Below are 20,031 nucleotides of genomic sequence, written 5' to 3' on the forward strand. Positions count from 1 at the left end.
CCTGTTACCGCCGTGAAAGGGCGGTGTCCTAGGCCTCTAGACGATGGGGACACATAAATGTGTCACTAGGACAACTGAATTTTTAGACTCGTTTCAGGCGAGCTTTCTTAATAACACTGCACTTCCCTATTAAAATAAGTAAGTGGCGTCCCCAAGGGGATTCGAACCCCTGTTACCGCCGTGAAAGGGCGGTGTCCTAGGCCTCTAGACGATGGGGACACATAAATGTGTCACTAGGACAGTTGATAAGTTTAACTCACATCATGAGCTTTAAGGTAATTGCGTTTAATACAAGTAAAGACTCGAGCTTTAATTGTGACGCTATTTTCTCGGTAAAACCGCCTTTAACTAACAAAAGTTAAGTGGCGTCCCCAAGGGGATTCGAACCCCTGTTACCGCCGTGAAAGGGCGGTGTCCTAGGCCTCTAGACGATGGGGACACAGAAAACTGCTACCCTAGGACAAAACACTAATTTTTGGTGGAGCCATGCGGGATCGAACCGCAGACCTCTTCACTGCCAGCGAAGCGCTCTCCCAGCTGAGCTATGGCCCCAACTTAATCAATACCCACCGTGATAAACACATCGTGTATCGCTTAGTGCGGGGCGCATTCTATGCACCACCCAAAATAAAGTCAACAGTTTTTTACCTAGCTTTATTTAAATGGTTTAATTTTCAACAAACTGGCTATCAAGCGTGCTAAAAAATACAATTTGAATAAGATTCTAGCCCTACTGCTTATAATAACATCACTATATTGCAGCGAATACTCAATAGCCCCCACTCCCCCATTTAATGAAACAAAATTGCATCAAAGCAAAGGTATACATTTATATGCAAATTAAACTTATCTAAAAACTACCAATTAAGGCCCCGCCAATCGCCTTAATCTTTTAAAAGTTACAATTGCTTATAATAACCAAAACTTAAATGTGGGTTTGAGAGTACCCGCAGCTTTTACTTGCTTAATAACCAGCGTAACTCGTACTAAAAAATTCGATTATTGTTTGAAGAGCATTTTTAAAAGAGCACTGTTGCTTCGTAATTCTATGTATAAAACTTCAAGGCGCGTTGATCTTTGGTGGGTGAAGCGGAAGCTTTGCTCCGCTTTTACTTGGCCCACTAGGTTACAAACCTCGCGCCGCGATTTAATCGTCCCTAGATTGAACAAATTTGAATCCACAAAGGTCAACACGCCCTAGTTATATGTGATCTATTTAGTCTTAACCCGAAGCTAGTAGCGAGGAATACGTATTTACGAGATGGCTAGGTTGGCTTATAAAAATAAAGTAAGTACATAAATAGAGTTTAGAATGCTGAAATAGCATTTATTTTGGGAAGTTTAGATTAAATTCATTTTTAAAGGACCACTCTATTCACTAAATAACTCGCCCTAATATTAATTGATCTTGCTCATAATCATAAAAACGACTCCAGTAAAAAAACAATGAGTATCGTAAAACTAAATTTAAGGTTAATAAAATACAATTCCCTACTCACTTTTAGGTGCTTAATTGAACTGCAATATCAAATTTGATGATAAAATAGACTTCAACCATATCCTATTGTTTATAAAACCTTCATTCAGCACATTTTTATCATTCAAGTGTTGACACATTTCCAACTCTATCTATAATAGCGCCCCACAACAACGCAGCAATGCAATGTTGTTTAGATGTGGGTGATTAGCTCAGTTGGGAGAGCATCGCCCTTACAAGGCGAGGGTCACTGGTTCAAGTCCAGTATCACCCACCACTTTTTAGTTAAAGTGTTCACATCTAAATTCTATATGGGTCATAAGCTCAGTTAGAAAATAGAGAGCATTACCGCTACTAACAAGTAACGGCAAAGTTCACTGGTTAAAGTCCAGTACTATTTATTTAATAGTAGCGTTTTAAATTATATGTGGGTGATTAGCTCAGTTGGGAGAGCATCGCCCTTACAAGGCGAGGGTCACTGGTTCAAGTCCAGTATCACCCACCACATATAAAACCTATTACTATATTAATAGTCGTGTTTTAAAATTGTAATATGGGTCGTTAGCTCAGTTGGGAGAGCATCGCCCTTACAAGGCGAGGGTCACTGGTTCAAGTCCAGTACGACCCACCATTTTTTAAATGGTGCATATTACAAAAAAATCTAAATGGGTCGTTAGCTCAGTTAGAAAAAAGAGAGCATCACCGCTATTTACAAGTAACGGCGAGGTTCACTGGTTAAAGTCCAGTACTATTTATTTTAATAGTAGCGTTTTAATTTATATGTGGGTGATTAGCTCAGTTGGGAGAGCATCGCCCTTACAAGGCGAGGGTCACTGGTTCAAGTCCAGTATCACCCACCACATATAAACCTATTATTATATCAATAGTCGCGTTTTAAAATTTAATATGGGTCGTTAGCTCAGTTGGGAGAGCATCGCCCTTACAAGGCGAGGGTCACTGGTTCAAGTCCAGTACGACCCACCATTCCTAGAATGGTGCATATTAAAATGTAATTTGGGTGATTAGCTCAGTTGGGAGAGCATCGCCCTTACAAGGCGAGGGTCACTGGTTCAAGTCCAGTATCACCCACCAAATTACATCAAGCGGTTAATTGATAATAAAGAATTAAATAACAGGCATACCTATTATATGTGGGTGATTAGCTCAGTTGGGAGAGCATCGCCCTTACAAGGCGAGGGTCACTGGTTCAAGTCCAGTATCACCCACCACATATAAATACCATCAGATAACTTCTCTAGTAATAACTCTTTCTTTTCATATTAAATATATTTAAGAACTTTATAAAAACTCAATATAAAAATCGTATGTAATTAACTTAGTCGTAAGAAAAAGAGCATCATCACCCTTTACAAATAATGGCGAGGGTCACTGGTATCAAGCCAAGTAATCACCCACCACATATAAATACCATTAAACAATTTCTCTAGTAATAACTTTTTCCCATATTAAATACGTTTAACTCCTATTTTTACCTTAAATATATTTCATATTTTTATTAAAATCTAAATTACCATATCAAAGCACTCATCAAATATAGCGTTTCCATTTTACTTATTTAGTTTTTAATTATGCTATTCGGCTCAGTACTTTCGAAGTTAGATAAACGTATTAGACAAAGTTAAGTACCTAATAAATACAGCTATCATTTAAATTCCCTTGTAAGGAGTTAAACTGTTGATTATAGTCTGTGTTAAATACAATTACACTTAAGCCAATGCCAACTAAGATCTATTCAAAAGCCAAAATACTTATAGTAGAGGAGCAGCCACTTGCTCAAAGCTATATGAAACAATCGTTAGAAAGGCTTGGCTTTCGGCAGTTGCGCTTTGCTGATCATGCAAACTCTGCAAAAGAGCAGTGTTTAAGTGAAGAATTTGATCTAATAGTTTGCTCATTCAACTTAAACAAACACCAAGATGGCTACCAGCTTTATGAAGAGCTACGTGTAAAGCAGCTCATAAAAAGTTCGACTGGCTTTATTTTTATCTCAGCAGAAACAAGTGGCTCACTCGTTCATAGTGTTCTTGAGCTGCAGCCAGATGACTTTTTAGTTAAGCCTTTTACAGTACAAGAGCTTAAAACACGCATTGAACGAATCTTAAAGCGTAAACACGACTTACAAACAGTGTATTCATTAATTGATGATGGTAACGATTCAAAAGCTATTAAATTTATTGATACCGCTCTGGATAAAAAAAATAATAATTACAGTCCTATCCTACTTCGCTTAAAAGGCGATGCCCTACTTCGCTTAAAGCGTGCTCAAGATGCAAAAGACTTTTTTAAGTCTGTTCTCGATATTCAAAAATTTGCTTGGGCAAAAGTAGGTTTAGTAGAGGCACTTATAGCGAATAACGAACATATTTTGGCGCAGCGAATGCTCAAGACAATGTTAGAGCGCCAAGAAACTCGTTTAGTAGCCCTTGATTTGTTGGGCAGATTAGAAATAAAGCTAAATCAGTTTGAACTAGCACAAAGCTTTTTAAGTCAAGCAGCAGACATTGCACCGCGAAACATCACACGCCAAAAATCGTTAAGTAATGTGTCGCTAATTAATCACGACTACGAAAAAAGCTATTTAACTCAAAAAGATATAGCCACCTTTGCAAAGCACTCAATACACGACCACCCCGATGTATATTTAAATGCAGCACGTGCCGGTATCGACTTTGCGTTAACGACTGATCAAACTGATCAAATTCAACGAATTTCTAGACAAACAAATCAGTACATTAATGATTTAAAAAAACAGTTTCCTAATAATGCAAATCAAGCTCAAATTGATGTACTTAATGCACGACTTCATTACTTAAAAGACGAGCATCAAAAAGCGAAAAAGCTAATTGAGCAGCTTGATGACGACGATACTCATATCCGATCGGTTGATGGAGCACTTGATAAAGCAAAAGCATTTCATGAACTGGGGTTTCATCAGAAGGCGCAAACCTTATTCACACAAATAATTAGCCACTGTGAAAGACACCCTGCAGTTAGCGACACAACTTACTTGCGTTATATTCAGCAGCAACAAAGTGAGCGACGCGATATTAAAATGGGTCCAAAAGAGCTTAATAACCATGCCGTTAATCAATTTAATAAAGGGCAGTTAAATACTGCGCTGGAAGCTTTTACGCAAGCATTTAGAGTAATGCCTCGCAATCAGAGTATTGCACTTAATTTATTACAGTGCCTATTTGATTCAACCAAGCAATCTGGCAGCTCATTTAATATGGATCTTGCTAGAAGATGCTACGCCCTTCTTGATAAAACTAAATTACAAGCAGATCAGACGCAGCGTTTAGATAAGATTTTACATATAGCAAAAGAAATGAATTTAGATATTCAAAGCGCTAGTAAATAAAATATTAGATCTTTTTCATTGCTGCGGCATTAACGCAATAACGTAAACCTGTTGGTAATGGGCCATCTGGAAAAATATGGCCTAAGTGCGAATCGCACACATTACAAACCACCTCTATGCGCTCCATACCATGACTTGTATCGTTTACATAACCAATCGCTTCAATTGTCGCAGGTTGCGTAAATGACGGCCAACCAGTGCCACTATCAAACTTTTCATCGGCATCAAACAATAGGTTATCACAGCAAATACACACATACTTGCCAGGTTCGAGTAATGTACAACTACCCGAGCTATCTGGGCGCTCTGTTCCTTTCTTACGTGTTACGTAATATTCATCTTCTGATAGTTGCATCCGCCACTGCTCGTCAGTTTTGACTACTTTTTTACTTGGGGTAGGATTGCCGTTGGTGGCAAAGTTAATAACATCATTCCACTTCAACATAATAGCCTCATTGAATAGTTGATTAACCGTACTTAATAAATTTATAAGAAGTACGGTTAATTATTACGTTATTTAATACACTAAAGATCAGCTAAAGAGTGTTGAGCGTTTAAAACTAAAACTCGTTCAATTTTAAAGGTAATCTCCTCAGCTAAAGGTAATATTTTGTTTTTCTGAGTCGGTAAGTATTCGTTTAATAAAACTATCTAGCTCTGCTTTTTTTACAGGTAAACTAACACTCATTTGGCGCTCGTTATTACTGTAAATAATTAGCTCATCATCCTTTGTTGTTATGCGTTCAATACTCTCAATAACTAACCAATTTGGACCATGCTTTTTATCAAAAAATCCCATCAAACTAAAAAGTAGTAAATGTTGGGCATCTCGCTGAATAAAATCCTCTAGCCTATTTCTTGATTTAAATAAGGGCGTTAGCCTATAAACGCTTGAGCAAAAAACAAATACCCACAACCCAAATAGCGCTTTAAACCACATAGACTCTAAAAGCTCAGTGCTAATCATTAAAATAATAAGCACTAAGCCTATTAACGATATAGCTATCGCTATTTTTTTATTTACAGCGTCCACAACTAATCCCTTTTAAGTCGCTTTTTTTCTTCTGATGCTTTTTCTGTCGGCTCAGGCCAATCATTAAAAAAAACGGTTAAATAACGGCTTTTCACCAAATACCACAATACCCATAAAACAATCATCATTTGTACTGCTAAAAATGATGAAAATCGATAATGGCTATGCGCGGCTTGAATACTTAACCATGTTAAATCAACAACAGCACATACAATAAGGGGCCAGCGCATATGCCGCCATATTTTTGCTAACTTATCGCTCGCACTGTGTGAATCTCGTGGTCTGCGTAAACAAAATAAAATAGTCGGTATTATTGCGATACTTCCAATTGCTATTGCAATAAAAAAATCATTTTTATTTTTAAAAAATAACGACATTAAATCAAGTTCAGGCCTGCGGCTTAAAGCCGCAATCACCCAAATAAAATAGCCACGTAAAAGCACCAGCAAACTTAAATGAAATGCTATAGGTGTACGGTAACTTCCGTACTTATCCCAGTATTCTGGCCCATATCGGCTCATTGTCGCTTTCCTAGCCATTATGCTTTTTAAGCAGCTCAATTAATTCATCTTCCGTGAGTATGTCGATACCTAAATCTTGGGCTTTAGTCAGTTTTGAACCCGCTTTTTCACCCGCGACTAACGCATCAGTTTTCGCTGATACGCTACCAGATACTTTAGCACCTAGCTGCTGTAAGCGTGCTTTTGCATCATTGCGGTTAAGTGTATTAAGCGTGCCGGTAAGTACATATGTAAGTCCTGCGAGTGGTTGCTCTTCCTCAGAAGGCGCACTCAACGCTGGCCAGTTTACGCCTTGCTCTATAAGCGCATTAACAACTGCTAAATTATGCTCTTCATCAAAAAAGCCACGAACATGCGTTGCAACTATTTCGCCTACATCACTTACCTGCGTTAAACTATCAATGCTGGCATTTATTATATTTTCAAGGGTAAGGAAGTGATTAGCTAAATTTTGTGCTGTTGCCTCACCTGCTTCGCGAATACCTAATGAATATAAAAACTTAGCAAGCGTAGTGCCTTTCGCCTCTTCAAGGGCTGTTACTAAATTTTTGGCTGACTTAGGTCCCATGCGTTCAAGTGACTCAAAATGTCCTTGTTTTAAAATAAACAAATCAGCGGGTGTTTTTATAAGCTCTCTGTCTACCAGCTGATCAACAATTTTATCGCCAAGGCCGTCTATATCCAGCGCTTTGCGTGACGCAAAGTGTTTAATTGCTTGTTTGCGTTGTGCAGGACATACAAGCCCCCCCGTACAACGAGCGACAGCTTCGCCTTCAACCTTTTCAACATGAGAGTCACAAATAGGACAAGTTACTGGAAATTCGATATCGCTGGCATCATCAGGGCGGCGCTCAAGTACAACTTGCGTTATTTGTGGGATTACATCTCCTGCGCGGCGAATAATAACTGTATCGCCTACTTTTACGCCTAAACGTGCAACTTCATCACTGTTATGAAGCGTTGCATTTGATACGGTAACGCCACCCACAAAAACAGGCTTCAAACGTGCAACAGGTGTAATGGCGCCAGTACGACCGACTTGAAAATCAACATCAAGTAGTTGGGTTATTTCCTCTTGCGCGGGAAATTTATACGCAATAGCCCAACGAGGAGCACGCGCCACAAAGCCTAAACGCTCTTGTAAGGCCTTTTGGTTTATTTTTATTACTACGCCATCAATTTCATATTTAAGCTCACCACGGCGCGTTAAAATATCGCTGTAGTAATCGAGCGCGGCTTTTGGACCTTCAACTAATTTTGTTTCTGGGCACAAAGGTAGCCCCCAATCAGTCAGCTTTTCTAATTGCTGATAGTGATCCTCAGGAATGCTGCCATCAGCAACAAGCCCGGTGCTGTACGCATAAAACATGAGTGGGCGTTTAGCGGTAATTTTAGAGTCGAGTTGACGCAAACTCCCCGCGGCTGCATTACGCGGGTTAACAAATACTTTTTCACCGCGTTTTTGCGCTTCAGTATTTAATTTATCAAAGCCAGCGCTGTCCATAAATACTTCGCCGCGCACTTCAAGCTCTTTTGGGTAATCACCACGTAACTTAAGCGGTACATTACGAATGGTTTTAACATTTTGAGTAATGTTTTCACCGGTAAAGCCATCACCCCGCGTAGCCGCTTGTACAAGCACACCATCACGATAAATAATTGATACGGCTAATCCATCAAGTTTTGGCTCACAACAAAAAGTAAGCTCATCAGTACTCATTAAGCGCTCTTTTATACGACGATTAAACGCAGTGAATTCTTCTTCACTAAACGCGTTATCAAGCGATAACATGGGTACTTGGTGCGCTACTTGCTCAAATTTACTCAGTGCGGCACCGCCTACTTTTTGTGTCGGAGAGTCGGCGGTTAAAAATTCAGGGTGCTGCATCTCTAGTGCGCTTAATTCGCGTAATAACCTATCGTATTCAGAATCAGGAATACTGGGGGTGTCGAGCACATAATAATTATAGTTGTGTTGCTCTAATGTAGTACGAAGATGATTAACTTGCTCACTAATGCTGCTAGACATTTAAACCTCAATAAACATAAAAAAAGCCACTTTGACGATTCACCGTCCAGTGGCTTATAAAAATATAATGTATGCGTTATTTACGCTGAAAAAGAACGAACCTGTTCAACATATTGCCTGATGCGCTCTACTGTCATTTCATTTCGCTCAGCATCTAAAATTTGTGCACCAAATTCATCCGCTAACTTTTTAGCTGCGCTGTGCAACATATTAAATGCCGCTAGACCATCGCCGTCGCACGGTAACGTCATAAATAAGCTTACCCCAGCGGTACTAAATTGTTCCATATTATCAATATCAAACGTACCTGGGTTGTACATATTTACTAATCTAAACAAAACAGGACCTTGGCCAGCCGGATCTAAGTGGCGATTAAAAAAGCCTTCCTCAGAATATTTAAAACCTAAAGTATTAACTGCTGGTAATAGTTTACTGCCCTGCATACTAAGCTCTTCTGGCATTTGAATATGCACAATAACAAAGTCAGACATTTGAGCAGGCGTTTCTTCAGCACTTTGATCTTTTGTTTCAAGATCATCAACTATTTCTAAGTCATCTTCAATCGGTGTTTCTGGCACGCTTGTATCAATTTGCGGCTCATTTGCATCAAAGTTAAGCTCGCCAAATTGTGGCTCATCACGTTCGTCTTGCATTGGCTCTTTTGGCTCAGCTTCAGTACGAAACGGTTTAGATGAAGCTGGTGTGCTTTGTTGTAATGGCTCAACCCGTTCATTATCCGATACTTCTGGGCGGTCTTTTTTTCTAACTGACCACAATCCATGTATTAATAAACCACCAATGACAATTACACTGATAACGATTAAAACCCATCTTAATTGTTCGGCCATCCCCTCACCTTTTATTATTTGATATGCCTAAAACCTGTATATTAATGAAAAACTAATACACTTGTTATAAAAATTTATGCGTGTGCAAGTTGCACAGCTTGCTCTATATCTACAGCAACCATACGCGATACGCCAGGTTCTGCCATAGTAACACCTGTTAATCTACCTGCCATTTCCATCGCAATTTTATTATGACTAATATAAATAAACTGCACTGATTGTGACATTTCTTCAACCAAACGGCAAAAACGCACAACGTTGGCATCATCTAGTGGTGCATCTACTTCGTCCAGCATACAGAAAGGAGCTGGATTGAGCCTGAATATAGAAAACACTAATGATAATGCGGTCAGCGCTTTTTCTCCACCACTTAACAAATGAATTGTTGAATTTTTCTTACCCGGTGGTCGTGCCATTATACTAACACCACTTTCGAGTAAATCGTCACTGGTTAATTCTAAATACGCGCTCCCACCACCAAAAACTTTAGGAAATAGCTCAGCAAAGTCTTCGTTAACTTGATCGAACGTCGCTTTAAAGCGTGTTTTGGTCTCACTATCAATTTTACGAATTGCACCTTCAAGGGTACTTAACGCTTTTGTTAAATCATCTAATTGATTATCAAGATAATCACTACGTGCCTTGGCTAAATCAAACTCTCCTATTGCCGCCAAGTTTACTGCACCTAATTTATCTAACTGATTAGTAAATCCTGTTAACTGATTTTGTGCTGCACTTAAATTTAATGAATCTGGTAATTCATCAAGTATTGCTTTTAAGCTTTGTTTTAATTCTTCTAATGGCTCAAGCGCAACTTGCGCTTTTATTACTAAACTTTGTTCTTCAATTGTTAGCTTTTGGTGCTGCTCTTGCAAGCCCACCAGCTCACCTTGTGAATTTTTAAGGCTTATTTGCTTAGTGTTTAAGCTCTCTTTCGCCTGAGCTAATTCTTTTTGTAGCAATACTAATGCCTGCTCACCTTTTTGATGCTGTGCTAAGAGCTGCGTAATTTTATCGCTAAGTTCTTGCTCTGGTATTAGCAGCTCTTCTATTTCACTAAGTAGTTCTTGCGCACCTTCAGATGCACTAACGTGCTCTTGCTCTGCATGGCTCAATTTGGTTTGGCTTAACTGCCATTCACTGCGTGCCTTTTGCTCTGAGAGCGTTGCCTTATGCGCTTGTGTTTTATATTGCTCAAGCATGCTTAATGCTTCGCTATAACTTTTATCACTTTGTGAGCGCAAACTATTTGCAGCGTCTACTTCATCCGCTAAGTTGAGTTGCTGCTCATTTAACACTTCAAATTGCGCTACTTGCTCATCAAGCACGGTATTTAATTGTAAAAGCGCAGTGGTTAATTGCTGTTTTTGTTGCTGTAGCTTTTCTAGTTGTAACTTAAAGTGCGCTACTTGCTGTTTGAGCATATCGCTGCGCGTACTGGCTACTGCTATATTTTGCGCAAGCTCATGTATGGTTTCTTTTAGCTCGCTTTGTTCGTTAATTAATTTTATTTGCTCAGCTGTATGTTCGTCACGAGTGTGTGTTACTTGTTTTAGCTCGTCCTCGGCATTATTTAACTGCTGAGCTTTATCTTGCAATTGCTTATGCTTTAAAAGTAATGAGTTTTCTGCATTACATTCGGCACTTACATGCCAGTTACGACCATATAAAGCACCGTTTTTATCCATAATGGCTGTATAAAAACTATCTTTTAGTATTTCTAAATCACCGCTTTCACTATAAGCAATACGTGCTAAATGCTCTGGATAAACACCGCTTGTTATATATGTAGCTAAGCTATTTGTTGGCATGCTTTTATCACTATTTGGCCACACACTGTTATCAGCTTGCTGCTCACTTACATTTAAATGCTCTAAAGATTTAAGTGCTTGCTCTATTAGAAGCTCAAAGCCTTCTTTAACACCTAGCTGATTAAACAAACCATTAGTACGTTCACTTTTCTCATCAAGCCCTAATGTACTTTTAAGCCCCGTTATACTGGCTTTTAACTCGTTTATTGTTTGAGTGAGCGTCGAATATTGTTTTTGTGAGTTATTAACAAGCTCATTTTGCACTTCAAGCTTAGCAGTGCACTTCGTATGTGCTGTTTGTTTAGCGGCAAGTTCTTGAGTTAAGGTTTGTGTTTGCTGTGTTTGCTGTATTAACTGCTGCTCTACATCACTACTTTGTAGCTCACTAAGCTGAACAGTTAACTGATCAATTTGCTCGTTAACGTGGCTTATTTGCTGCTGAGTTTGTTTAATGTGACTACTATGTAGTTGCACGTTATTATTAAGCTGTTGCTGTTGCTCACACAAAGCTTGCCAATGAGTATGGTGGCACTGCTTAAGTGCTAATAATTCCTCAAGTTCATGCGTTAACCCACTAACTTGCTCTTCACATATTAAGGCGTTTTCATTTGCCTCTTGCAGGGCTTCATTAAGTTGCTCGCACACAATTTGCTGCTGCGATTTTACCTCAGCACTTTGAATTTGGCGTTGCTGTAATTTAATTAAACTTTGTTTAAGCGTTTGGGTTTGCTGCTTTACATTGATTTGTTGTTGCTCAGCGCGAGTAAGCTCGGTGTGTATTACATGTTGCTGATGCTGTGCATCGCTTAGTTTATCTTGCTGGGCTTGTACTTGCCCCTCTAGGCTTGCAAGTACATCGTCATGCCCTGAGTTAGCGGTTTTAAAAAACAAAATTTGATCATTAAGTTTTTTAATTTGGGCACTTTTTTCAAGTTGCTGCTGATGTAACTTTTGCCATTTTAAAACGGCAATTTGGCCTTTTAGCGTACGTTCTTGTACTTTTAATTCGCGGTATTTTTTTGCATCAACCGACTGCACAGCCAATTTATCGAGCTGGCTTTGTAATTCTTTACGCACATCTAACAAACGTTCAAGGTTTTCGCGAGTGCTCTTTATACGAGTTTGTGTTTCACGGCGACGCTCTTTGTATTTAGAAACGCCAGCGGCTTCTTCTAAAAATACGCGCAGCTCTTGTGGTTTACTTTCTATTAAGCGCGAGATCATCCCTTGCTCAATAATTGCGTAACTACGTGGACCAAGACCGGTGCCTAAAAATATATCGGTAATATCACGCTTACGGCATTTACTGCCATTTAAAAAATACAGTGACTGTCCGTCGCGCGTTACTAAACGCTTAATAGCAATTTGGTTTCGATCGGCAAATGTGTTTGAAGGACTTCCTTTATCGTTATCAAAAACAAGTTCTACAGAGGCTTGTGATATGGCTTTTCGATTAGTTGAGCCATTAAAAATAACGTCGGTCATGGCGTCGCCACGCAGGTTTTTAGCAGAGCTTTCACCTAGCACCCATCGTACTGCATCAATAACGTTAGATTTGCCACAGCCATTGGGGCCAACAACACACGTCATTTGATCAGGAAATGGAATTTTAGTGGGCTCTACAAAGGATTTAAAGCCCGCTAATTTAATAGTGCTTAAGCGCATCTTATTGTTATTACCGATTATTATTGTTATTGATTACAAACAATTTAACTCATTAACAGTTAAATTGTTAAGCTTGTCGTTTAAAATTATCTAAAATAATACCGGTCGCCATTGCAACATTAAGCGATTCTGCACCACCAAAAGCGGGGATGGTGATTTTATTAGTTACTAATTTTGCACATGTCTCGCGTATTCCATGCGACTCACTGCCCATTAGTAAAACGCCTGAGCCCGTAAATTGGGTTTTATGCACGCTTTGCCCATCTAAAAAAGCACCGTAAACAGGTAAATTTAAAGACTGTAGGTAATCAGGTAAATCTATTTGGCTTACCGATACCCTTACAAATGAGCCCATCGTGGCGCTAATTGTTTTTGGGTTGTAAGCGTCTGCGCTGTCGGTGCTAGTTACTATTTGTTTAATACCGTACCAGTCTGCCACTCTTATTATTGTGCCTAAATTACCAGGGTCTGATACGCCATCAAGTGCGAGTATTAAGCCACTTGCTTGTGGTAAAGCTGCCTTTGGCATATCAACAATAGCAATGGCTGCATTATTGCTAACTAGCGTGCTGGCTTTGGTGAGGACTTCTTCATCAGCTTCAATAAAATTAGCGTGCTGATACTTACCTTGGTACGCATTTATAAATTCGTTTGTAGCAAAAATATTAACCACATTTAATGGGCTGTTTAATAACTCAAGTACGTTTTTCTCACCCTGTACAAGGTATTGATTATATTGCTTTCGGTACTTTTTTTGGCCAAGTTGGCGAATAAGTTTGAGTTGGTTTTTTGAAATCATAACAGCCCCATAAAATTATCCAGCAAGTATAACAGATTTCGCTATAACATCTGAACTCGAAAAGCAGCGAATGGGGCTAATTTATCTTACTCGCACTTCTTTCAAAGGTCAGATTAATGCGAATAAACATGCCTTTTATTGCTTCTAATTGATTTGAATCGTCAACCGTCTGAGCCAATTCTCCATAAAGATTATCTGACGCTTGCTTAAACTTATTATTAAATTTGCCCTTGGTTGCCAACATAAATGCATCGGCTAATGTACGCTGCCACTCATTTAAATACTTTAGCTTTGTATTACCAGCCAAATTTTCACAAATTGAGTTTAATCGAACCGACGCATGCCCTAAATTTAGAGCGGTTAGTGCAAGATCAGTAATTACGCGTGAGTGTGAACCTTGATCGTAATTAGTTAGGCGAATTAACCTATCGGCCATGCGGCGGTTATACCAAATACTTGGGGTTGGATGGTTATTTATTTCGAGTAAATCTTTATAAGTGGCCTTAAAAACACGATGAACAAGTAATTGCACACTCGGGCCTGTGAATAACTGAAAAATCCAAAATAAAATACTCACCCCCGCAAAAATTGCCATGGCAGAGCTAAGTGTGTAATCGATTGAAAACGCAAGGCTCATATCGGTACTGGGTCTTACCAAAATCGTAAATGGGATACAAAACCCCAAGCCATATGGCAATGTTTGTTGATCAGCTAGCAGCAGTAAACCCAGAAAATAAGGCCCTGCTAATACAAGTAGCAATATTTCTAATTGCCCACCACTTTGTGATAATAAATTGAGTGCGTAAAAAATAGTTACAATAGCAGCAACCACCACGCCTACCAATAAACGCTTTATTACCACCTGTAAAATAGCTAACGGTATTCTCGCCAACATTATCGAAAATATGACCGGTAAAATCATAATTAATAATGCAGCAGAAGAGCCTGTATTAATCCAAATAAATGCGCCGATAGAAAACACCAAAGCAGTTCTAAATCCAACAATTATGCCAGCTAATGGGTCGCGATATGTAAGCATACTGGGTGCATTTAATAATGTTTTATCACGCTCTTCTAACGCTCTGTATGCGCGTAGTAAAATTGTTAAGTCGGCTGCTACTTCTAAGCTCACATTGAGCATGTGAGATTCAAATGGCGAATCACACACCGTATTTGCTCTATAGTCGGTTAGCTCTTTACGCAGCGTTTTAACTTGTTCAGCGCAGTAATCAAAATCGTCAGACTCTTTAATTTGCGCAAATACGTGCTTAAGTTTACTTATTAATTTATCTAAAGTAGGTGTAATAAGGTCTTCGTGGTTTCGCTGTAGGCGGCCAATTATTTGAATTAAGGCCAATAAAGAAAGTACTTTTTGCGACAACTGATTTGCAGCACGCGAGCGCCCTGGACCTTTTGGTCCTTCGTACCTTACTGCGCTGGAATCTTCGTTTATCGATCCCAATGTTGCCATAATGCCATCTATTTGCTGGTGACGGTTTTCGTGCGAGCCCTTAGAATCAAGCTCAATAACTAAATAATGTAACGTTTGATTTATAACCGACCGCGCTTGTGTTTGCAGTAAATGTTTAACCTTTACAGGCCAAAATAGATGACTCACAAGCCCAGCACATACAGAGCCTATTATTATTTCGCTTACTCGCGCTTGTGCAATATCAAATATACTCTGGCTGCTCACCATTGCCGGAGTAACCATGACTAAAAGTACAATAATAGCGGCTGTTACACCTGCCATAGCAAACGCATAAACAAAGTTTGCTTGGCGTACCATTGCCGATAACGCAGAGTTCACCCCCAACCATAATGCCAGTGCACCGAGCGCTAAATAAGGATAGAGAATTAACTGAGTTAAAAGCAATATGCCAAATAAACCGCCCACTATGGTGCCTATTATTTGGCAAATTGCTTTTTCAATAACCAATCCGCTTTGCGGGCGTAATTGCAAAAATATAGCCGAGACTAACGCCCAATAAGGCCTTTCAAGATTAAGCGACATAGCAATAGTGAGCGCCATCACCATGGCTATAACGCCCTTAGTCGCAAAAATAATTGCCTGTTTTTTTGGAAAAAACAAATTTTGTAATACAACGCCCACTGTATTCCCCTTAACGTGTAGCGAGATGTATAGTGGCGGTCATTCCTGCGCTAAGCTGTGTATTTTCGGGCAATGAATCTAACTTAATATCAACAGGTATACGCTGTGATAAACGTACCCAATTAAATGTTTGTTGTACTTGCGGTAAAAGTTGTCCGTTACTTTGTGTATTCGTATTTGCAATGGCTTTACCTACACTCACTACATGCCCTGTTAATTGCTTACCACCGCTTAGAAGCGCTATTTTAGCTTTTTGATCAGGATAAATAAGCGGTATTTTACTCTCTTCAAAGTAACCCGTTACATAAAACGAATCTGACTGAACAATAGCAAAAACAGGCGTGCCTTGAGCTACATAGTTGCCTTGGCGTAAATTTAAATTAATTATTTGCCCTGATGCAGGCGCAACAATTTTAGTTCTATCAACATTTAACTGCGCAATTGTTTGCTCTGTCTTGGCTAGGTTATAATTTGCCTCAGCAATTTTAGTATTGATACGTGTTGATTCTAAAGTTTCTTCACTTATTGCCTGTTGAGTGTTTAGCTCAACACGTCTTTCGTATTTATGTTTAGCAAGTTCCCATGTATACAATGCGTTTTCTGTGTTTGCTTTACTTTTATCAAGCGCTGCTTGATAACGCTTTTTATCAACATTAAAAAGTACTTCGCCTTTTTGTACGTTTTGACCATCTTTAATATTTAAAGCAGTTACCCAACCCGACACGTCTGGAGCAACCGTGACAATATCGGCTCGAATACGCCCATCACGCGTCCAAGGAGTATGCATGTAGTCAGTCCATACCCAACGCCCAGCAAAAACCGCAGCTATAACAACCAAGATAGTAAAAGTAATACGCAGATATTTAATCATTCAATTTATCTTCCACTTAGTAATACCAACCCGCAATAATACTTGAGTAATTTGAGGGCTTAAACCTGACGCTAACTGTGTTAAAAATTTCTGATATAGAACAACTAAATAACGAAATTTTTGCCTTGTTATCGACACGGTTTTCTTGCCTCAAAATAGCTCAATTAATTAAACAGATTGGTATAAATAGACGGCGAGTGCCAAGTAACAAACAAATAGTGACACCTCAAACCAAGCCACTTTCCAAATACGGTCATGCCAATCTAGTCGATGCAAAGCAAAACGAGTCAACGCCGTTAAAATAAATGCTATTGGGAAGTAAACAATCAGCGGGCTAAACTCTAACCCCCCTAACACGACTGCTTGGAACATAATAAATATCCTAATGTTATTTAAAGCGGTGATAAAAGCTGTAAAACCTAAATAAATTTACATCCGCACTACTCTTACAATCTATTATTTTGGCATATAAATCAATTAGCTTAATTGTACGTAGGTGTGCTTAATACATAATTAATGCCATTACATTTAAGCAGCACTAAGTATGTATAGTAGCTAAATCGCATATTAATAAGCTAAAGACCCCAGTTACCAGCCAAATAAATAAACCAGCGAGGTTTATTTATAAAAAAGTATTAGAGTATTTAACTCAATATTTAAAACGCCTATTTATAGCTGTTTGCAGAAGGGTTGGATAATTATAAACATTGAATTTTGCACTAAAAATGGGTAAATTAACAAAAAAACAACATGGATATAATTTAATGGAATCAATACACCCTACCCCATCTGAAACAACCCCACCAATAAATGAACCTGCTGAACCAATTTTTAGCGGAAAAGTGCAATTTAGTGGTAAAGGTGGTGAGTTTTTTGGAATTTGGATTGTAAATATATTACTTAGCGTTATTACGCTTGGCATATATTCGGCGTGGGCTAAAGTACGTACGCATCGCTATTTTTACGGCCACACCCGTATAGATGGCCATAGTTTTGACTACCTAGCAACACCAATACAAATTTTAAAAGGTCGGATTTTAGCGGTTGTTGTATTTTTTATTTACACATTCTCAATTAGCTTTATGCCTATTTTAGGCCTATTTATTGCTCTTGGTTTTATCTTTTTAATGCCATGGATTATTAACCAAGGTTTACGTTTTAATCTGCGTATGACCCGCCATCGTAATGTTCGCTTTGCTTTTAAAGGCAGTTATGGCGAAGCCTTTGTTAACTTTATACTTTTACCTATTGCAAGCATATTTACGCTTTATTTATTAATGCCTTACGTTATAAAACGTATTGATAGTTATATCCATAGCAATATTAGTTATGGCGATAAACCACTTACTGTAAATCTTAAAGGCGAAACCTATTACCTAACAGCGCTTATTTGCTTTGTAGTGAGCTCTATCACCATGGTGGTATTTATGGGGATTTTAGGATTATTTGGCCTCAACTTAGTAGATATTGAAAACCAACAAAATTTAGAAAACTCTGCAGCGATGGTTATGCTTCCTATCTTTATGATGATTGCCTATGTGCTAATGATTGCCATTGTTTCTGCTGTATGGCACGCCGCTATTAGAAATCACATTTTTGATAACAGCCATTTTGAAGGCGTTGCTACATTTAAATCAGAGCTAAAACCAATTCCTTTCGCTGTTTTACTATTAACTAATATGTTGGCTATTGTATTTTCTTTAGGGCTTGCATACCCATGGACAAAAGTACGTACATCAAAAATGCTCGCTGATGTAACTAACGTCACTATTTATCCTGGTGCATTAAACCTAATCGATACCGCGCAAGAACAGCAATCATCATTTGCTGAAGAAGCTGCAAACGTATTTGATATTGACCTTTCTCTAACTTAAGAGCTCACCATGCATGTAAAGGGACATTTTTTCCCCATCGCATCGAGTAACTATCAAGTGTGTGTTGCCACTATTAGCGACACACACATTGAGGTTATCAACGATGAACACGTTATCGCTCGCCACGTAATCTCAAGTCTAACATTAAGTTCAGGGATGGCAGGACTTGCCGACGAATTAAACTTTGAAGATGGCAGTCGTTTTATCCCTCAAGATGTAAGTTACAGATGGCCATTTAAAGAAAATAACCATCACATAATGGAGCGCCTTGAAAAAAGTAAATGGGTAATTTTAGCCGCAGTCATATTTACACCACTTTTTATGTGGTTAGTACTTTATAAAGCGGTACCGGCCATTGCTGTTTATAGTGTTGATACCCTGCCACGTAATGTTGTGGAACAGATGGGGGAGCAAAGTTTTACACTAATTAAAAAGATTGCGCTTGACCCAAGTGAGCTGCCCGCAGAGCAGCAAACTAAAGTACAAGCACATTTTACAAGTATGCTTAATGCGTTATCGCTTGATCAATCGGTTTATAGGTTATCGTTTTATAAATCAGACAGCTTTGGTGCTAACGCGTTTGCACTACCCCATGGCCGTATCGTGGTCACCGATGATTTAGCAAATTTACTTGCCGATAAACCCAATGCACTAAAAGCGGTATTGCTACACGAAATGGGCCATGTAGTCCACCAGCATAGCGTACGCATTACAGCACAATCTGCCGCAAGTACTATTGTGTTAGCGGTTGTATTTGGTGATTTAGAGGGGGTTGCCGAAGTAGCGTTAGGTACAGGTGCATCGTTTGCTCAGCAAGGGTTTTCACGAGATATGGAACGCGAGGCAGATAGCTTTGCACTCACCCAATTAGAATCGCTTGGGTATTCGAGTAATGACTTTGCTGATGCAATAGAAGCGCTGCAAGAAAGCCATACCAGCGAAAACGAACACCTAGAAAAAGTAAATGACTTATTAGAGTACTTATCTAGCCACCCAAGTGCACAAGAGCGTATTGACAATGCTAGGAAATAATCGCGGTTATATTCAACTTGCTCGCTACATAGTGAGTTTAAGTTGGATATACTAATTCAATTAACTATGGGGGCTATTTTAACGTTAAATAAATCATTTAGTAACTAGGCAAAAAACTTTGTGTTTAGTGGTTCTAAATAAAAGTTTTTTAACGACGTTAGTAATTGATTTAGATCGTTAAATTGTTCAAATAGTTATTTGGGTTAGTATCATTCACGGCTTTTTTCCAAAGCTTTATCATATTGCACCGCTTGAAAAATTAATGACTGGCAGTGCCGGCTATTCTGAACAGGTGTCTGACTTAATTACACGTTCGGCGGGTGTTGGCGAAATTATATTTGGCTTGTGTTTATTTGTGTTTTATAAACATAAGCATTTGGTAGCTTTAAATATATTGGCGCTTATGGGGCTTTTACTTGCTGTAGTTGTAATGCAGCCACAATTGCTTATTGAAGCATTTAACCCTGTAACTACTAACCTGCCGCTTATTGGGCTAAGCGTTATTTGGTTAAAAGAAATTGAGCAGTTGAATAATCGATACCTCTAAATAAAAAAGGGTATGCAAATGCATACCCT

The 20,031-nt window shown here is 38.8% G+C and carries 14 protein-coding genes and 10 tRNA genes; 11 read left to right on the forward strand and 13 right to left on the reverse strand.

What is annotated here, in order from left to right:
* Positions 1 to 143: 143 nt before the first annotated feature.
* From H5090_RS06250 to H5090_RS06260, 3 genes are all read right to left on the reverse strand, one after another.
* Positions 144 to 219, reverse strand: a tRNA-Glu gene (locus tag H5090_RS06250).
* Positions 220 to 363: 144 nt separating this feature from the next.
* A tRNA-Glu gene (locus H5090_RS06255) sits at positions 364 to 439 on the reverse strand.
* Positions 440 to 476: 37 nt separating this feature from the next.
* Positions 477 to 552: transfer RNA gene (locus H5090_RS06260), tRNA-Ala, on the reverse strand.
* 1,126 nt (positions 553 to 1,678) lie between these two features.
* Between H5090_RS06260 and H5090_RS06265 the strand changes: the two genes are divergently transcribed.
* From H5090_RS06265 to H5090_RS06300, 8 genes are all read left to right on the forward strand, one after another.
* A tRNA-Val gene (locus H5090_RS06265) sits at positions 1,679 to 1,754 on the forward strand.
* A 152-nt stretch (positions 1,755 to 1,906) separates the two neighbouring features.
* A tRNA-Val gene (locus tag H5090_RS06270) sits at positions 1,907 to 1,982 on the forward strand.
* Positions 1,983 to 2,032: 50 nt separating this feature from the next.
* A tRNA-Val gene (locus H5090_RS06275) sits at positions 2,033 to 2,108 on the forward strand.
* Positions 2,109 to 2,261: 153 nt separating this feature from the next.
* A tRNA-Val gene (locus H5090_RS06280) sits at positions 2,262 to 2,337 on the forward strand.
* Positions 2,338 to 2,385: 48 nt separating this feature from the next.
* Positions 2,386 to 2,461, forward strand: a tRNA-Val gene (locus H5090_RS06285).
* 32 nt (positions 2,462 to 2,493) lie between these two features.
* Positions 2,494 to 2,569, forward strand: a tRNA-Val gene (locus H5090_RS06290).
* Between the two features lie 61 nt (positions 2,570 to 2,630).
* A tRNA-Val gene (locus H5090_RS06295) sits at positions 2,631 to 2,706 on the forward strand.
* Between the two features lie 506 nt (positions 2,707 to 3,212).
* Positions 3,213 to 4,859, forward strand: coding sequence for a tetratricopeptide repeat-containing response regulator (locus H5090_RS06300; protein ID WP_033020645.1), 1,647 nt, complete (start codon positions 3,213 to 3,215; stop codon positions 4,857 to 4,859).
* Between the two features lie 4 nt (positions 4,860 to 4,863).
* Here the strand turns inward: H5090_RS06300 and msrB are convergent, their stop codons facing one another.
* The 10 genes from msrB to H5090_RS06350 all read right to left on the reverse strand — a co-directional run bounded on the left by msrB (position 4,864) and on the right by H5090_RS06350 (position 16,921).
* Positions 4,864 to 5,304: a peptide-methionine (R)-S-oxide reductase MsrB gene (gene msrB / locus H5090_RS06305; RefSeq protein ID WP_024605441.1), complete on the reverse strand. Its 441-nt coding sequence runs from the start codon at positions 5,302 to 5,304 to the stop codon at positions 4,864 to 4,866.
* Between the two features lie 147 nt (positions 5,305 to 5,451).
* On the reverse strand, positions 5,452 to 5,892 hold the full coding sequence (locus H5090_RS06310) for a hypothetical protein (RefSeq protein ID WP_138489371.1): 441 nt from the start codon (positions 5,890 to 5,892) through the stop codon (positions 5,452 to 5,454).
* A 2-nt stretch (positions 5,893 to 5,894) separates the two neighbouring features.
* On the reverse strand, positions 5,895 to 6,413 hold the full coding sequence (locus tag H5090_RS06315) for a DUF2919 domain-containing protein (protein WP_024605439.1): 519 nt from the start codon (positions 6,411 to 6,413) through the stop codon (positions 5,895 to 5,897).
* Between the two features lie 10 nt (positions 6,414 to 6,423).
* Positions 6,424 to 8,442 carry an NAD-dependent DNA ligase LigA gene (gene ligA / locus H5090_RS06320; RefSeq protein WP_182695303.1) on the reverse strand — a complete coding sequence of 673 codons (2,019 nt, stop codon included), beginning with the start codon at positions 8,440 to 8,442 and terminating at the stop codon, positions 6,424 to 6,426.
* An 80-nt stretch (positions 8,443 to 8,522) separates the two neighbouring features.
* Positions 8,523 to 9,290 carry a cell division protein ZipA gene (gene zipA / locus H5090_RS06325; RefSeq protein ID WP_182695304.1) on the reverse strand — a complete coding sequence of 256 codons (768 nt, stop codon included), beginning with the start codon at positions 9,288 to 9,290 and terminating at the stop codon, positions 8,523 to 8,525.
* Positions 9,291 to 9,364: 74 nt separating this feature from the next.
* The gene (locus H5090_RS06330; protein WP_182695305.1) at positions 9,365 to 12,766 is read right to left on the reverse strand and encodes a chromosome segregation SMC family protein; all 3,402 of its coding nucleotides are present in this window, start codon (positions 12,764 to 12,766) and stop codon (positions 9,365 to 9,367) included.
* 67 nt (positions 12,767 to 12,833) lie between these two features.
* The gene (locus tag H5090_RS06335) at positions 12,834 to 13,565 is read right to left on the reverse strand and encodes an RNA methyltransferase (RefSeq protein ID WP_024605436.1); all 732 of its coding nucleotides are present in this window, start codon (positions 13,563 to 13,565) and stop codon (positions 12,834 to 12,836) included.
* 76 nt (positions 13,566 to 13,641) lie between these two features.
* A complete protein-coding gene (locus H5090_RS06340) occupies positions 13,642 to 15,678 on the reverse strand; it encodes an FUSC family protein (RefSeq protein ID WP_182695306.1) in 2,037 nt (678 codons plus the stop codon).
* A 10-nt stretch (positions 15,679 to 15,688) separates the two neighbouring features.
* Positions 15,689 to 16,549 (reverse strand): HlyD family secretion protein, encoded by an 861-nt coding sequence (locus H5090_RS06345; RefSeq protein ID WP_138489375.1) that lies wholly within the window; start codon positions 16,547 to 16,549, stop codon positions 15,689 to 15,691.
* 168 nt (positions 16,550 to 16,717) lie between these two features.
* Positions 16,718 to 16,921: a DUF1656 domain-containing protein gene (locus tag H5090_RS06350; protein ID WP_024605434.1), complete on the reverse strand. Its 204-nt coding sequence runs from the start codon at positions 16,919 to 16,921 to the stop codon at positions 16,718 to 16,720.
* Positions 16,922 to 17,313: 392 nt separating this feature from the next.
* Here H5090_RS06350 and H5090_RS06355 point away from each other — a divergent pair, with 392 nt between their 5' ends.
* The 3 genes from H5090_RS06355 (at position 17,314) to H5090_RS06365 (ending at position 20,002) form a co-directional block, all read left to right on the forward strand.
* The gene (locus H5090_RS06355) at positions 17,314 to 18,423 is read left to right on the forward strand and encodes a YjgN family protein (RefSeq protein WP_002958576.1); all 1,110 of its coding nucleotides are present in this window, start codon (positions 17,314 to 17,316) and stop codon (positions 18,421 to 18,423) included.
* A gap of 9 nt (positions 18,424 to 18,432) precedes the next feature.
* Positions 18,433 to 19,455 carry a M48 family metallopeptidase gene (locus H5090_RS06360; protein WP_182695307.1) on the forward strand — a complete coding sequence of 341 codons (1,023 nt, stop codon included), beginning with the start codon at positions 18,433 to 18,435 and terminating at the stop codon, positions 19,453 to 19,455.
* Positions 19,456 to 19,636: 181 nt separating this feature from the next.
* A complete protein-coding gene (locus tag H5090_RS06365) occupies positions 19,637 to 20,002 on the forward strand; it encodes a DoxX-like family protein (RefSeq protein WP_310736309.1) in 366 nt (121 codons plus the stop codon).
* The last annotated feature ends 29 nt before the right edge of the window (positions 20,003 to 20,031 follow it).

The sequence above is a fragment of the Pseudoalteromonas sp. SR43-5 genome (genome assembly GCF_014163835.1).
Classification (GTDB): domain Bacteria; phylum Pseudomonadota; class Gammaproteobacteria; order Enterobacterales; family Alteromonadaceae; genus Pseudoalteromonas; species Pseudoalteromonas distincta.

What these genes read in the sequence shown, in the direction of transcription:
- H5090_RS06330 (WP_182695305.1), bottom strand. Translation starts at nt 12,766, where the DNA reads ATGCGCTTAAGCACTATTAAATTAGCGGGCTTTAAATCCTTTGTAGAG.
- H5090_RS06360 (WP_182695307.1), top strand. Translation starts at nt 18,433, where the DNA reads ATGCATGTAAAGGGACATTTTTTCCCCATCGCATCGAGTAACTATCAA.
- H5090_RS06355 (WP_002958576.1), top strand. Translation starts at nt 17,314, where the DNA reads ATGGAATCAATACACCCTACCCCATCTGAAACAACCCCACCAATAAAT.
- H5090_RS06345 (WP_138489375.1), bottom strand. Translation starts at nt 16,549, where the DNA reads ATGATTAAATATCTGCGTATTACTTTTACTATCTTGGTTGTTATAGCT.
- H5090_RS06300 (WP_033020645.1), top strand. Translation starts at nt 3,213, where the DNA reads ATGCCAACTAAGATCTATTCAAAAGCCAAAATACTTATAGTAGAGGAG.
- msrB (WP_024605441.1), bottom strand. Translation starts at nt 5,304, where the DNA reads ATGTTGAAGTGGAATGATGTTATTAACTTTGCCACCAACGGCAATCCT.
- ligA (WP_182695303.1), bottom strand. Translation starts at nt 8,442, where the DNA reads ATGTCTAGCAGCATTAGTGAGCAAGTTAATCATCTTCGTACTACATTA.
- H5090_RS06350 (WP_024605434.1), bottom strand. Translation starts at nt 16,921, where the DNA reads ATGTTCCAAGCAGTCGTGTTAGGGGGGTTAGAGTTTAGCCCGCTGATT.
- H5090_RS06335 (WP_024605436.1), bottom strand. Translation starts at nt 13,565, where the DNA reads ATGATTTCAAAAAACCAACTCAAACTTATTCGCCAACTTGGCCAAAAA.
- zipA (WP_182695304.1), bottom strand. Translation starts at nt 9,290, where the DNA reads ATGGCCGAACAATTAAGATGGGTTTTAATCGTTATCAGTGTAATTGTC.
- H5090_RS06315 (WP_024605439.1), bottom strand. Translation starts at nt 6,413, where the DNA reads ATGAGCCGATATGGGCCAGAATACTGGGATAAGTACGGAAGTTACCGT.